Source organism: Citrobacter sp. Cb023 (genome assembly GCF_030336805.1).
Taxonomy (GTDB): Bacteria; Pseudomonadota; Gammaproteobacteria; order Enterobacterales; family Enterobacteriaceae; genus Citrobacter; species Citrobacter braakii.
In genome coordinates this window covers 846,025-859,651 of the sequence record NZ_JAOWCV010000038.1, presented here as the reverse complement: position 1 = coordinate 859,651, position 13,627 = coordinate 846,025, and the positions used below count along the sequence as shown (strand labels likewise).

11 protein-coding genes are annotated in these 13,627 nt (G+C 52.8%); 1 reads left to right on the top strand and 10 read right to left on the bottom strand.

Annotated elements, in window-relative coordinates:
- Positions 1 to 41 precede the first annotated feature (41 nt).
- The 4 genes from OGW44_RS17930 to OGW44_RS17915 are packed head-to-tail and all read right to left on the bottom strand — an operon-like array spanning position 42 to position 4,809.
- On the bottom strand, positions 42 to 1,550 hold the full coding sequence (locus tag OGW44_RS17930; protein WP_047358062.1) for an FGGY family carbohydrate kinase: 1,509 nt from the start codon (positions 1,548 to 1,550) through the stop codon (positions 42 to 44).
- 32 nt (positions 1,551 to 1,582) lie between these two features.
- Positions 1,583 to 3,001 (bottom strand): L-fucose/L-arabinose isomerase family protein, encoded by a 1,419-nt coding sequence (locus tag OGW44_RS17925; protein ID WP_047358063.1) that lies wholly within the window; start codon positions 2,999 to 3,001, stop codon positions 1,583 to 1,585.
- Positions 3,002 to 3,038: 37 nt separating this feature from the next.
- Complete coding sequence (locus OGW44_RS17920) at positions 3,039 to 3,986, bottom strand: transketolase family protein (RefSeq protein WP_047358064.1); 948 nt, start codon at positions 3,984 to 3,986, stop codon at positions 3,039 to 3,041.
- Complete coding sequence (locus OGW44_RS17915) at positions 3,979 to 4,809, bottom strand: transketolase (protein ID WP_016152181.1); 831 nt, start codon at positions 4,807 to 4,809, stop codon at positions 3,979 to 3,981. Before OGW44_RS17915 ends, OGW44_RS17920 begins: the two co-directional genes overlap by 8 nt.
- 316 nt (positions 4,810 to 5,125) lie before the next feature.
- Between OGW44_RS17915 and OGW44_RS17910 the strand changes: the two genes are divergently transcribed.
- Entirely contained in the window at positions 5,126 to 6,076 is a 951-nt protein-coding gene (locus tag OGW44_RS17910) for a sugar-binding transcriptional regulator (protein ID WP_047358065.1), read from the top strand.
- Positions 6,077 to 6,157: 81 nt separating this feature from the next.
- Here OGW44_RS17910 and OGW44_RS17905 read toward each other — a convergent pair whose 3' ends face one another.
- The 6 genes from OGW44_RS17905 to OGW44_RS17880 all read right to left on the bottom strand — a co-directional run bounded on the left by OGW44_RS17905 (position 6,158) and on the right by OGW44_RS17880 (position 13,439).
- Positions 6,158 to 7,246: an ABC transporter permease gene (locus tag OGW44_RS17905; protein ID WP_103283601.1), complete on the bottom strand. Its 1,089-nt coding sequence runs from the start codon at positions 7,244 to 7,246 to the stop codon at positions 6,158 to 6,160.
- 1 nt (position 7,247) lies between these two features.
- A complete protein-coding gene (locus OGW44_RS17900) occupies positions 7,248 to 8,774 on the bottom strand; it encodes a sugar ABC transporter ATP-binding protein (protein ID WP_185654260.1) in 1,527 nt (508 codons plus the stop codon).
- Positions 8,774 to 9,382, bottom strand: coding sequence for a DUF2291 family protein (locus OGW44_RS17895; protein ID WP_016152185.1), 609 nt, complete (start codon positions 9,380 to 9,382; stop codon positions 8,774 to 8,776). Before OGW44_RS17895 ends, OGW44_RS17900 begins: the two co-directional genes overlap by 1 nt.
- Positions 9,383 to 9,393: 11 nt before the next feature.
- Positions 9,394 to 10,335, bottom strand: coding sequence for a D-ribose ABC transporter substrate-binding protein (locus tag OGW44_RS17890; RefSeq protein ID WP_016152186.1), 942 nt, complete (start codon positions 10,333 to 10,335; stop codon positions 9,394 to 9,396).
- Positions 10,336 to 10,452: 117 nt separating this feature from the next.
- On the bottom strand, positions 10,453 to 11,115 hold the full coding sequence (entD, locus tag OGW44_RS17885) for an enterobactin synthase subunit EntD (protein WP_047358067.1): 663 nt from the start codon (positions 11,113 to 11,115) through the stop codon (positions 10,453 to 10,455).
- 50 nt (positions 11,116 to 11,165) lie between these two features.
- Entirely contained in the window at positions 11,166 to 13,439 is a 2,274-nt protein-coding gene (locus OGW44_RS17880; RefSeq protein WP_016155941.1) for a TonB-dependent siderophore receptor, read from the bottom strand.
- Positions 13,440 to 13,627 lie beyond the last annotated feature (188 nt).

The window sequence follows — 13,627 nt, the reverse complement described above, 5'->3', positions numbered from 1 at the left end:
CAGTTATGGCTGCGGGCGCATTTATCATTAGCGTTGATTTATTAACGGGTTTGCCAACGGGTGCGTTCGACGGCTCCTTGCCATTCATGCCAGCGTTTTTGCAATCTCCCATGGCGCGCCATGTTTGGCTGGAACGATACGTGATCGGGCAGATAATCTCGCAACTGGCTGGTAGATGCACCTTGCAGCTTCTTGCGTGCCAGCAATCCGGCACCGATAGCGGAAAGTTCAGGGATATCGCTGCGCATCACCGGACAGCCCAATAAATCGGCTTGATACTGCATTAGCCAGTCATTTTTTGTTGGCCCGCCATCAACCATTAACGCGCTGAGTCGAAAACCGTTGTGCTGGCGCATCGCTAAAACAACATCGGCAATCTGATAGGTAATCGACTCCAGTGCCGCACGTACCAGATGTGCGCGTTTAACTCCGCGGCTGAGACCGTGAATCAACCCCCGGGCATCTTCATCCCACCAGGGCGCGCCCAGCCCGGTAAGTGCCGGAACAAAATAGACGCCCAGCGTGGAGTCAACCGTGGCGGGCAGCGTATTGAGCTCATGAAGCAGTTGCTCTTCCGGTAATTCGCTAAGACCTGTGCTATCGGCCATCCATGCGACGGCATCTCCCGTATGCGGAATATTACCTTCCAGTCCGTAGACCAGGGTGTCACCGTCATGCCAGGCTATGGTCGTTGCCAGCGCGCTCACCTCGGACTGCGCCGAGAATACGGGTGCCATAACGGAAGATCCGGTGCCATAGGTCGCTTTGACGCAGCCTTCCATACCCAGCCCATGGGCAAAAAGCGCAGCATGAGAGTCGCCAATCATCGCCAGAATAGGGATTCCATCAGGTATCCTCTCCAGACCTTTTGTTACGCCAAAATGGTGGCTGGAAGGGCAAACTTCGGGCAACGCCTGCTGCGGAATACCGAATAGAGCCAACATCTCGTTATCCCATTGTCCGCTGTTGAGATTGAGCAACTGCGTGCGTGAAGCGTTGGAGATATCGCAACGAAATTCCTCGCCGTGCGTTAAGTTCCACAGTAACCAGCTATCGATGGTCCCGAGACATATTTCCCCTTGCTGTGCGAGCGTCATACCGTTGGGAACTGACTCCAGCAGCCAGCGCATTTTAGAGGCGGAAAAGAGTGGGGCAACGGGTAATCCGGTGATGGATTTTATGTACGCCTCGTGCCCCTGTTCACGTAATGCACGGCAAAAATCGGCCGTGCGCGAACATTGCCAGGTGATAGCAGGGCCGAGAGGGCGACCGCTGGCACGATACCAGCCTATCGCCGTTTCACGTTGATTGCTGATCGCCAGCGCTGCGACGCGTTGTGCGCCGACGCAGGTAATGGCTTGTGCCACAACATCCAGTGATGCGTCCAGAAGTGCATCACCTGACTGCTCAACCCAGCCTTCACGGGGCGTGTGGATCGCCAGCGCGCGGGAGAACTTCGCGACCACGTTTCCCTGACCATCCAGCGCTACGGCTTTGGCATTGGTGGTGCCTTCATCAAGCGCAATAATAATGTCTTTTTGTGCTGACATTGTTTTCTCCAGCCCTTCGGTTTCCCTGAGTATTAGCGATGGAAAAAGGTATCCACCCCGAGATAGCGGGTGAAAGCTTCATGCAGTACCTCTGCGCTGGCGGAATGGTTCATTGCCACGTGATGCTCAAAGCCATTACGACAAATCCAGGCCAGTAGGTTCTCCAGATGAGGCACCTGGATTACCGCTCGGCAGCCGACAGTGTCCAGCGGATCGTCAACCGATAGCCCTTCACCAACGTAGGCTTTGATTTCGCCGGTTAAATCGTCGGTACTCAGGCGGAAGTAGGTCAAGGCACCGCTTTTCATACGACCGTGAACTGCACCGCAGGTGTTCTCTTTACCGACGGTGGTACCGATGATATCCGCCGTCCCCATCTTCGGGCTGTCCAGACTGGCTGATGCGAAATTACCGCAGTGAAAAAGAACGCATTTATCACGATCGTCGCCGAAATTATTGTTCCAGTCGGCAATGGATGCTGGACTTAAGTTGCTGCTGGCGAGGGCGTACATTGACAACGCGCCCATCACATCCACTTCGCAGGCACTGGGCATTAACTGCCCGGACATCACGCTCATGATTGAGCACACGTTGATGCCCAAATTTTCCTGCAGCGAGGTCCAGCACTGGATGGCAGTTGTATCAATATCATTAGCGATGACCCATTCGCTGATAACGACAAACAGTTTTGCCATGGTGACCAGTTTGTCGGCTGGAATGGCGCTGGCGTCGGCGTTATCCATCAACAGGCGGCGTTTTTCATCCACTCGGATATCGTCGTCGCGCAGTCGTTTGATGCGGGTAAATACTTCAGACAGATCCAGTGTTTCAACGGCAATACCCAGTCTTTCGAGCAATTTTTCGCTGTAACGGACGGTATTAAACCCGGCTGGACGTGCGCCGATAGCGCCGACGCGAACTCCGCGCATGCTGGCGACCACGCGACAGATTTGTTCGAAACGTTTCAGGTCTTGTGCAAACACCTCGCCTGACAGGTCGCAGACATGCTGGGTGGTTAGCGTAAACGGAATACCGTACTGGCGCATGTTATTGCACAGAGAGATCTTGCCGCAGAAGCTGTCACGGCGAGTGGCAAGCCCCATTTTATCCAGGTTGTCTTCCTGCGCCTGGATCAGCACCGGGACATCTAAACCGGAAAGTCGCAGCGTTTCCGCTATCGCTTTTTCATCGCCAAAGTTCGGCAGTAGTACCACCACACCGTGAATCTTGTCGCGGTGAGCGCGGAAAAGTTCAGCACAAACTTTCGCATCCTGACGGGTTTCAACACCGCCGAGTTCTGTCTGCGTTTCGTTGAGCATTATGGTGTTAATGCCCAGCCGCTCAAAGAGCACGCTGGCTTGTTCGCGGGCTTCAGCAACCAGATAGCTCGGGAAAAATCCCCGATTGCCAATAATCACCGCCATGGTCAACTGATGAGGAATTCGTGACATCGCTTTCTCCAGTAAGTGTTCTGTTGTTGTTATTGTTTTATCGTGTTGCCAGCAACAGTGCGGTGGCGTTTTTCACGACACCCGCCGCGTCAATTTCATGGCGTGCGCGCGTTGCTGCACGATCGGCTGCGATTGCATATTGGCCATCGGCAATCCCCAATCTACGCAGTGGAATGGCACAGCCAGCTTCTGCCAGCACTTCAGCCACCAGACTTCCCACGCCGCCATTAATGTTATGTTCTTCCACGCTAACCACTGCCTTGCAGTGGGTTAAAGCCGCCAGTAACTGTTGGGTGTTGCAGGGACGAATTGACGGTACACTGATTACGCTGGCGTCAATACCCGCCTGTTCCAGCACTGTGGCAGCCTCGACAATTTCATGCACAGTTGAGCCCATTGCCACCAGTGCGACATCTTTTCCTTTGCGCAAAATATCGATATTACCCGGCGCGAACTGGTAGTTTTCGTCGTGTAATTCGGGTAAGGCTTTGCCATCCAGGCGAATATAAACCGGACCTATGTGGCTTAAGGCGTAATCGAGAATCTGTCGGCATTCCACCGGACAGGACGGGGCGTAAATCTCAATATTGCCAAAACCGCGTAGCACGGAAATATCATCAATGCTGTGGTGCGTACTGGCGAGTGGGCCGTAGCTGGCCCCTGCGTTCAGGCCAATCAACTTCACGTTGGTATTGTTGTAGCAAATATCGACTTTAATTTGCTCATTGGCCCGTGAAATCAAGAAGGGCGCAGCGTTACAGGTGACGGCGATTTTACCGCCCAGCGCCAGTCCGGCAGCAGCACCGACCAACGTCTGTTCGGCAATACCCACGTTGACCAGACGACCGGGAAATTCCTTCATAAATGGGGCGATTTTTGCTGTTGATGTTGAGTCAGCCACCACCGGCACAACATCCATTCCACGTTTGACCGCGGCAATTAACGTGTTCACCATGACGGTGGCGAGGTGTTCGCTATTACGCATCTTTCAGTTCCTCCAGCGCCAGTTCAACTTCTTCTCCTTTTGGCACGCGGTGGTGCCATTCCGGGCGGCCCTGGATAAAAGAGATCCCGGCTCCTTTGGTGGTGTGTGCAATGACGACATATGGCTTGCCTTCAGGGGTTAATCCTTCCAGCGTGCGCACCACATCGCTCATATCGTTCCCGCGACACTCTGTGACTTGCATACCGAAGGCTCGCCATTTTTCATCCAGCGGATCGGTGTTCATGATCTCTTTGGTTGATCCGGCAAGCTGGAGGTTATTTTTGTCGTTGATGATAATCAGGTTATCCAGTTTATAGTGGGCAGCGACCAGTGCCGCTTCCCAGTTGCTGCCTTCGGCCAGTTCACCATCACCGGTGACGACAAACACCCGGCGTTTGCTGTTGCTGCGTTTAGCCGCCAGCGCAATCCCTACTGCAACCGGCAGACCGTGACCAAGAGCTCCGGTATTCAATTCAATTCCTGGCGTTTTATGTTTTACCGGATGCCCCGGCAGATGCGAATCAGCGTGTTGATAGGTCGCCAGCCAGTCCACAGGAATAAAACCGGCTTCTGCCAAGACACAGTAGTAACCGCCCACAGCGTGACCTTTTGACTGGATGTAGATATCGCGCTCGTCGCTCTCTTTAATCTCCGGGGAGCAATTCAGGATGCGAAAATAGAGTGCTGTCAGCAGTTCAACCTGCGACAGGTCTGCGCCAGTGTGCCCGCCAGCCGGGCTTTCAGCATTCAACACGATAATGCGGCGACGCACGGCACGTGCTTTCTTTTCTAGCTCAGGTATTGAGAGCGAAAACGGATTCATAAGACACCTCTTGAATGTTTAATCTTGAATGAATAAATATTCCATGTGAGTGCAGTAGTGCAACTGTCTCTCTACCCACCACGTAATCTGCAGATAAAACAGTCAGTCGTTATTGGTTAGAATAAATATTCACTACTGATTTATTATTCATAATTAAAGATATGCCTTGTCTGGCGGTTTGTCTACGGCTTGTGCCACCAAATTTTGGAGAAAAGAGAAAAGGATCACACTAACGTGATAACTGGAAAGGTACTGATGACTTGTTATCTATTCAGGTATGAATAAAAATAACAGGCAGTTTATCAGGGGGAATGCCATGTCAAAGCAGGATGAACAGCGGTTGCTGGTTAAGATTGCCACGCTTTACTACGCCGAAAATAAAAAACAGTCTGAAATCGCCACGCTGCTGCATTTGTCGCAGTCCTTTGTCTCCCGTGCTTTAACGCGTTGTCAGAAAGAAGGGCTGGTGAAAATCACCGTCGTACAGCCGACCAATATCTTTGTGGCGCTGGAAAAAGCCATTGAAGAGCAGTTTGGTATTCGTCAGGCGATTGTCGTGGATGTCGGTGACAACCCCAGCAATACGCAAATTAAGCATGCAATTGGCAGTGCGGCGGCGCATTACGTTGAAACCCGCCTGCGAGCCGAGGACTTGGTTGGAATTTCCTCCTGGAGTAGCACCATTCGCTGTATGGTCGATGAGATGCACCCGCAAAATATCCGTGCGGCGGGGGTGATCCAACTGCTGGGCGGCGTAGGGCCGAATGGTAACGTGCAGGCCACGATTCTTACGCAACAGTTGGCAGCGCACCTTGGCTGTCCGGCCTGGTTGCTGCCTTCACAAAGTATTGAGCATTCGGTTGAAGAGCGTACACGGTTGGTTAACAGCCCTGACGTTGCCGCGGTGGTTGAAAAGTTTGCTGAAGTGGATGTGGCAATTGTCGGTATTGGCGAACTGGAGCCTTCTCAATTGCTGAAAAACTCAGGCAACTACTACAACGAAGAAATGTTGCGACTGCTCGCCGAGCGCGGCGCAGTAGGCGATATCTGTCTGCATTATTACGATGCAGCAGGTAACCCGGTACTCAGCCATGAGGAAGACCCGGTCATCGGAATGGAGCTTTCGCAGATCCGGGAGTGTAACCACGTGATTGCTTTGGCTGGTGGTGTGGAAAAACAGAATGCGATACGCGGGGCATTGCAGGGGAATTATATTGACGTATTGATCACCGACTACCCGACAGCCCGCAGTCTGGTGAAAGGGTGATGTCACGGTGAGTTAAACAATTGACAGCCCCAGGAGGCCCTGGAGCTGTCTGGTTGTGCATATCAGACTTTTCAGAGGGGATTACTGACTTTCCATCGCCGCCTTTTGTGCTACCACCGCGGCTTTTTGCTGCATCCGGTTTTGCATCTGGTCGATGATGACCGCGACGATAATCACGATACCTTTAATCACCATTTGCCAGAACTCGCTGACGCCCATCATCACCAGACCATCGGCCAGAAAACCGATAACGAAAGCGCCAATCAGCGTGCCTAAAATCGTGCCCCGTCCACCGGCCAGTGACGTACCGCCGAGAACCACTGCGGCAATGGCGTTCATCTCAAATGCCGTACCGTTGGCCGGATGGCTGGCGGAAAGCTGTGCCGAGACCACAATTCCAGCAATCGCGGCACACAGTCCGGATAGGGTATACACCCAGATTTTCACCTGTTTTACTTTTACCCCTGACAGCTCAGCAGCGCGCTCGTTATCCCCGATGGCGTAAACGTGGCGACCAAAGGGTAGACGACGAGCGACGTAAGCAATGACCAGTGCCAGCACAATCATCATCCAGATGGCCCACGGAATCCCAAACAGTGTACCGGCACCAATCTCATCAAAACCGGTATTGCCGAGCTGCGGATTGCCGGAAAGCCCGGGAAAGGTTTGCCCATCGGAGGTCAGCATCGCCGCCCCGCGCAAAACGTACATGGTTCCGAGCGTACAAATAAACGGTGCGACGTTATAGTGGGTGATGATCCAACCATTCGCCGCGCCAATCAGCCCACCAATCAACAAGACGACAGGCACAATCACCCAGACGCTGGGGAAAATTGCGATGCCGAACATTGGCAATACAATGCCTTTAGTGATTAGCCATCCTGCGACCATGCCGCACAGCCCAAGCGTAGCGCCAATTGAGAGATCAATCCCGGCGGTAATAATGACAAACGTGATCCCCAGCGCCAGAAAGGCGTTAATGGCGATATGCTTGATCATAATGACCATGCTGCCGCCAGAGAGAAATCCCGGTACGGTGAAGGCAAAGAACCCGACGATTAAAAACAGTGCAATAAAAGTGCGCAGTTTTAGGATTAGTAGCAGGATATTTTCCCGAGAGAAGGCGACTGTGGAGCGAGGCGCGTTGGCGGCAGATTGTAGTGTTTTCATATCAGAACCCCTGAGCACTTGCGGTTACCAGCGCCGATTCTTCGGCACGATCGCGGGCGATATCGGCAGTTAGCTTGCCGCCGGACATCACCAGAATGCGGTCAGAAACCGCCATAATTTCTTTTAAATCTGAGGTGGAGAAGACCACAGCAATACCCTGCTGGGAAAGCTGGACCATCATGCGGAACACATCGGCTTTCGCCCCGACATCGATGCCGCGTGTGGGTTCGTCAAGAAATAGAATTTTGGGATTGGTGAGCAGAGAGCGACCAATCACCACTTTTTGCTGGTTCCCCCCGCTCAGCGCCTGAATTTCAACCTCTGGCGAGGAGACTTTTATCGACAGATTGCCAATTGTGCTGGCGACCACGGCCTCTTCATCTTTGCGGGCAATGGCAAAGCCACGTTGCAGACGCCGCCAAAGGCTGGCAATGGTCAGATTGGTGGCGACGGATGAAATGGGGAAAATCCCTGTGCGCTTGCGATCCTCCGGCACCAGACTCATTCCCATACGGATGCGATCGGCGGTGGTTAAGCGCTGCGGGACCGGTTTGCTGTCGAGCCACAGTTTTCCGAGGTAGTTGCGCTCAGTACTTAACAAGCACTCGAACAATTCGGTTCGCCCAGCCCCCATAAGTCCATAGATACCGACAATTTCACCGGCATGAACGTTAAAGGTGACGTCATTGACGACTGCGCTGCCAGCGGTATTCACGCAGGTGATATGTTCTGCTTCCAGAACCGGAGCTCCAAACGTGCGGCCGGGTTCGAGAAAGTTGCTTACCGGATCACTGCCCAACATCTCGCGCACAATCCACGGGACATCGATGTCGCTAACCTTGGCTTCGGCTTGAAATTTACCATCGCGTAAAATAGTGATCACATCGCCAATTGCCATCAATTCTTCGAGGCGATGGGAGATATAGATTATCGACACGCCCTGGCGAGTAAGTTCACGGATCACGCGAAACAGAATCTCGACTTCAGTTTTACTGAGCGCTGAGGTGGGTTCATCAAGAATCAGGATATCTGCATCTTCAGCCAGTGCTTTGGCGATTTCGACCAGCTGTTGCTGCCCTACTTTGAGATTGCCAACCAGGTCGCGCGGTGATATCGGCTGATCGAGCCGGGTTAATAATTCCGCGGTGCGTTTCTCTTGCTCGGCCTCATTAATGGGGGCCATGCCTTTTTGAATCTCCCGACCGAGGAAAATGTTTTCCGCGACGGTGAGGTTCTCAAACAGGTTTAACTCCTGATGCACCATACCAATTCCATGTGCCGCAGCATCCCGGGTGCTGGCAAAGCGCACGGGATTTCCATTGAGCGACATCTCACCGCTACTGGGTTGCTGAACGCCAGCGAGGATCTTCATCAACGTCGATTTCCCCGCACCATTCTCACCAATAATCACATTCACCTTGCCACGCCAGACCTGATAATCGACGCTGTCCAGCGCAATTGTGCCGGGAAACAGCATTGAAATGGCATGCGTGCGCAGGATGATGTCATCAGCTGAGGTATTGCGCATTAGTGAGCCTCCTGTTCCAGCGTCAGTGCTGCTGCGTTTTCCGCTTTTCCAGCATTCAACGTCACGGCAAACAGCACCGTGGCAGTTTTCCCTTGCCAGCTAGTGTCTACGGCGGGTAACTGTTTCGCCGCTTCACGGTTATAAGCCCGTGACAGTTGGGCAAACTGAACCTGGTTAGTAAAATCTTCAAACTTGAAACCACTGGCATCGCGAATAGCATTGCCACGCATTACCGGGCCAATCTGAATCGTGACGGGCATATCATTGACCCTCACCACGATGGTGTGCTCTCGCCCATTGGTGGTGTCGACGCTATCAATCTGGCTGGTCAGGCGTACAAACACGCTTTCGGGAGCGGGTGAGGGGGCCTTCAGGCGAGTGGTCAGCGCTGAAGCATCCAGAACATGTTGCTGTGCCGCTTCCAGGACGCGGGATTGCCAGGTTTGTTGCGCGATCTGATCGGGAGTCTGGTTGTCGAAACTGGCTTTGGCCTGAGGATCGGCCGGGATAATTGGTTTGCCGTTTTCGTCGAGGTCAACTACCGTACAGGCCGTCAGCAACAGGGTGGCGCATCCAACCAGCGCGGCACCCCATTGTGTTAACGACATAGTGCCTCCGCTTAGTGGCTCAGGTTGAACTTGTTCAGCTTGCTGGCATTGGTTTCGTCAATCAGCACGCAATCCATGAGCTGTTTTTCTTCTTTCTGGGCTTTGCCGTTTTTCAGATAGTAATCCGCCTGCTCAACAGCCATTTGTGCCTGTTGCCAGCCGGGCTGCAGTACTGTCGCTTTAATATTGCTTTTATTAATGATTGAATCGCGGGTGTAGTCGCTGCCATCAAAACCGACCACGATGACATTATTTTTCCCCGCTGCTTTTAATGCGGCTTCTGCACCCAGCGCCATAGTGTCGTTACCTGAGATCACGCCTACGATATCTGGGTTGGTTTGCAAAATGGCTTCCATTCGGGTAAAGGCTTCGGTTTGGCTCCAGTTTGCCGTCTGCTGGGCTACCATTTTCATGTCCGGATAGTCATCGAGTACATCGTGATACCCCTGCGAGCGTACATGGGCGTTGGTGTCGGATTGACGTCCCAGCAGTTCAACGTACTTCCCTTTTCCGTCCAGTAACCTGGCGAACTTCTCTGCGCCGAGCTGTGCGCCTTGATAGTTATTCGACACGATTTGCGCCACCGCGATACCGGTTTTATTGATTTCGCGATCGATCAGAAAAGCAGCTACACCCGCTGCTTTGGCTTTTTCCAGCGGCCCTACGGTGGCATCTGCACCCGCATTATCGAGAATGATCGCTTTCGCTTTACGAGCAATAGCAGTCTCAATCAGTTGGTTTTGTTTATTGACGTCATCATCATGAGAGGCAACCAGCGTGGCGTATCCCAGCTCTTTTGCTTTGGCGACTGCACCGTCGGCTTCGGCTTTAAAAAACGGGTTATCGTGAGAAGGGGTAATAATCGCAATCAGTCCGTTGTCGGCAGCATACAGCGAACCCGATGTGGTAAGGATCGAGGCCAGTAATACGGATTTAATCAAGGTCTTGTTCATCTCTTTCTCCACTTTGAATATTTATTCAAATATGATTTATTATTCAAGTTAACGATAAGTCGAGATAATCGAACTGTCTACGATTTGCGCAGCTAATTTCTTAAAAAGAGAAAAGGATCACGATCCTGATGGTGAGAATGGAAATAGCGTCACGATATTTTTATCACGCTGAAACCAATGAACGTTAACTTCTTGATTGCCGAGGTTTGCCGAAAATGACGGCATGATTTGTAATGTTAATTGCTGAGTCGTGAGTGCGGTGATTTTTGCGCTGGTGAAACCTGGTAGCCCCGATGCCTGATTGGAAAACGCCTTATACAGGCTCTCCTTTGCGCTGAATACCAGGGTTAAGGCGAGCGGAAAGGGCAGGCAGGTATGCTGCAAAATCTGATGTTCGTGGTTATCAATAATGCCATCAGCCAGCTCAACTGCGGTTTGTGGTGTAAAAATAGCTTCTATATCCAGCCCAATGGGATGCGTTGATACGACCGCCAGCGCCGTTGTTGCGCTATGGCTGATGCTGCCAAACAGATCCTGCGGCCACAATGGTTGGCGTTGCACACCGATGCCGGGCACGGTTTTGTGGCCAAATTCACGCAGTGCGTGGACTGCGGCAATACGCCCCGCTAAATGCTCAGCTTTACGCTTACGCCCACTGGAGTGGAGCTGAGTGTGGTGGGGAAGCCAGAGCAGGTCGTGCTCATGGAAAGTGTCGGGATCAAATTCGACAATGTGCAGCGTATGATCTGCGAAAGGGAGCGGGATGTGCGTTGTGTGCATGATTTCTTACGGTTTCCCTCTCCCCGCAGCGAGGAGAGGGAAAAACGTTATCAGAAGTGTGTGTTAACGCTCATGAACCACGTCCGGCCCGGTTCGTTATAGGTGTGCGCGCCTGCGCCCGCCATATAGTTCCCGGTCACGATATCGCCCGTGGTCTGGGCATTCCCTTCACGCCACAGACGTTTGTCAAAGACGTTATCCACGCCGCCGGTCAGGCTGACGTTTTTCGTCACATCCCAGGTCGCACTCAGGCCTACGATGCTGTATGGGCTGACTTCACTGGCCGAGCTACCGGTAACGGGTTTACCCTGGTAATCGTATTTTTTCGGCTGCTGTTTGCCGTACCAGGTGAAGGTGGATTGCAATGACAGATCTTCACGTGCCTGCCAGCTCAGGGTCGAGTTCAGCGTGTATTCAGGAATAATCGACAGACGCTCGCCGGTCTCTTTATTCTTACTTTGCAGCATGTAGGTGATGTTGTTAGTCCAGTTAACGGTTTCGCTAACCGGCACGTTCAACGTCCCTTCCAGACCTTCAACTACCGCTTTAGGAATGTTTTCCCACTGATAGATATCGGTATAAGTCGTTTTCCCTTTGTTGGTGATAGACGTTCTGTCGAACGGGACCGTACCTGCTTCAATCTTGTTACGGTAATCGTTGCGGAACCAGGTTACCCCAGCCAGCCAGCCGTCGCGTTTGAACTCCAGACCAATCTCTTTGTTGATACTGGTTTCGGCCTTCAGATCATCGTTGCCCATCATATAGCAACCAATACCGGTCGCGGAGCCGGTGGCGTAGCAACCCTGACCTTTACTGTACAGAATGTAGTTCGGGTTGAGCTGATACAGGCTTGGCGCTTTATAGGCGCGCGCAATCCCCATCTTCAGGGTGAAGTCATCGCCCAGACCTTGGGAAAGGTTCAGGGACGGACTCCAGTTATCGCCCACAATGCTGTGATGATCGAAACGCAAACCTGGCGTCAGCATGGTGCTGTCGGTCAGTTCCATGTTGTTTTCAGCAAACAGAGAGAAAATCTCTGCGTCTGAGTACGGGCTGCGGTTGGTGCTGCTGGACCCTGGAATATCACCGCCCATAAAGGTCTGCGAATTGGACAACATGTCCTTCATGCGCTGCTGGTTCCATTCGGTACCGAGCGTCAGATTTTGGTTAACCAGCAGATCTAACGGAATGCTGATTTCACTGTGCAGCATGACGTCACTCAGGTCGGCGTCGAGGTATTTTTGTGACGCATTCGGGTCGAAAATCCCTTCGGTACCCCCCGCCAGGCCCTCCGGCGTACGGGAGTTACGCGTATGTTCATACTGCACCCAGTTACTGGTAGTGACGCCGTTATCCCAGCCGCCGTTCCAGGTCAGAGAGTAGTTCTGGCGGTAAAGACGGTTGGTCTCTTTCCCGTAGTTATCTTTCACCAGTTGGTTGGTGTTGGTGTTTTGAGTGTCGCCCGCATACAGGTTGCCCTGACGGCTATAGCCAGCTTCCAGTTCCAGTGACTGGAGCGGGGCGAAATCCCAGCGAACCACGCCGTTAATGTCTTTGTTGATCACCCCTTCACGACCGGCCGGTAAAGTATTTGAATACGTGCCGGTACGTTCTGACTGATGACCCTGGTTGATATCCCACGCGTCGGCCTGGGTTTTATCGAGATTACCGTACAAACGGAAGCTGAAATCCCCGCCCAGCGGACCGTTCAGGCTAAAGTTGGTGCGTTTGGTCGAACCTTCGTCTTTATGTTCCGGGGCGTTGAAATAGGTATCCCAGGAGCCGTGCCATTCGTTGCTGCCTTTTTTGGTGATGATATTCACCACGCCGCCAGCCGCACCGTTGCCATAGCGTGCCGCGGCAGGACCGCGCAGCACTTCAATACGTTCGATCATTTCTGGTGGCACCCAGGCGGTATCACCGCGGGTATCACGCTCGCCGCGCCAGCCCTGACGCACAGAGTTACGGCTGGTTACCGGTTTGCCGTCGATCAGAATCAGGGTGTTTTCCGGCCCCATGCCGCGAATATCGATTTGGCGGTTGTTGCCGCGTTGACCGCTGGTTGAGTTACCGGTCAGGTTGACGCCTGGCATGGTACGGATGATTTCCGACACATCGCGAGCGGGAGGATTCTTACGAATTTCATCAGCGGTAATGGTTGAAACGCCCGGTGCCTGCAGGTTCTGCTGGGCGGCGGTAACCACGATGGTGTCTTCATGAGAGACAGCGGCGCTATCGGTTTGATCTTCTGCCATCGCTGGCAGGGCTACCCCGTAAATCCCTAAATTGACCAATAAGGCCAGTGAATGAATCTTGTTGTTCATTGTATGTCCTGCTGTTCTTTTAGCCACGAGTACCAATGTGCCGTGGTGCGGCATTTGGTCTGATGTCGCCCGCATCCGCGTAAACCCTCCCTTCCAGAAAAAGTACGCAGCGCCAGGCCGGTTTATAAGTGGTGAAAAACTGTGCGCGCTTCCCACAGCGCGACAATACGCTATTGCAAATGCAAATA

Bases quoted from the DNA above. Each gene is read 5' to 3' on its own strand.
- OGW44_RS17895 (WP_016152185.1), bottom strand. From the start codon at position 9,382: ATGTCGTTAACACAATGGGGTGCCGCGCTGGTTGGATGCGCCACCCTG.
- OGW44_RS17905 (WP_103283601.1), bottom strand. From the start codon at position 7,246: ATGAAAACACTACAATCTGCCGCCAACGCGCCTCGCTCCACAGTCGCC.
- OGW44_RS17930 (WP_047358062.1), bottom strand. From the start codon at position 1,550: ATGTCAGCACAAAAAGACATTATTATTGCGCTTGATGAAGGCACCACC.
- OGW44_RS17925 (WP_047358063.1), bottom strand. From the start codon at position 3,001: ATGTCACGAATTCCTCATCAGTTGACCATGGCGGTGATTATTGGCAAT.
- OGW44_RS17920 (WP_047358064.1), bottom strand. From the start codon at position 3,986: ATGCGTAATAGCGAACACCTCGCCACCGTCATGGTGAACACGTTAATT.
- OGW44_RS17880 (WP_016155941.1), bottom strand. From the start codon at position 13,439: ATGAACAACAAGATTCATTCACTGGCCTTATTGGTCAATTTAGGGATT.
- OGW44_RS17900 (WP_185654260.1), bottom strand. From the start codon at position 8,774: ATGCGCAATACCTCAGCTGATGACATCATCCTGCGCACGCATGCCATT.
- OGW44_RS17915 (WP_016152181.1), bottom strand. From the start codon at position 4,809: ATGAATCCGTTTTCGCTCTCAATACCTGAGCTAGAAAAGAAAGCACGT.
- OGW44_RS17910 (WP_047358065.1), top strand. From the start codon at position 5,126: ATGTCAAAGCAGGATGAACAGCGGTTGCTGGTTAAGATTGCCACGCTT.
- entD (WP_047358067.1), bottom strand. From the start codon at position 11,115: ATGCACACAACGCACATCCCGCTCCCTTTCGCAGATCATACGCTGCAC.
- OGW44_RS17890 (WP_016152186.1), bottom strand. From the start codon at position 10,335: ATGAACAAGACCTTGATTAAATCCGTATTACTGGCCTCGATCCTTACC.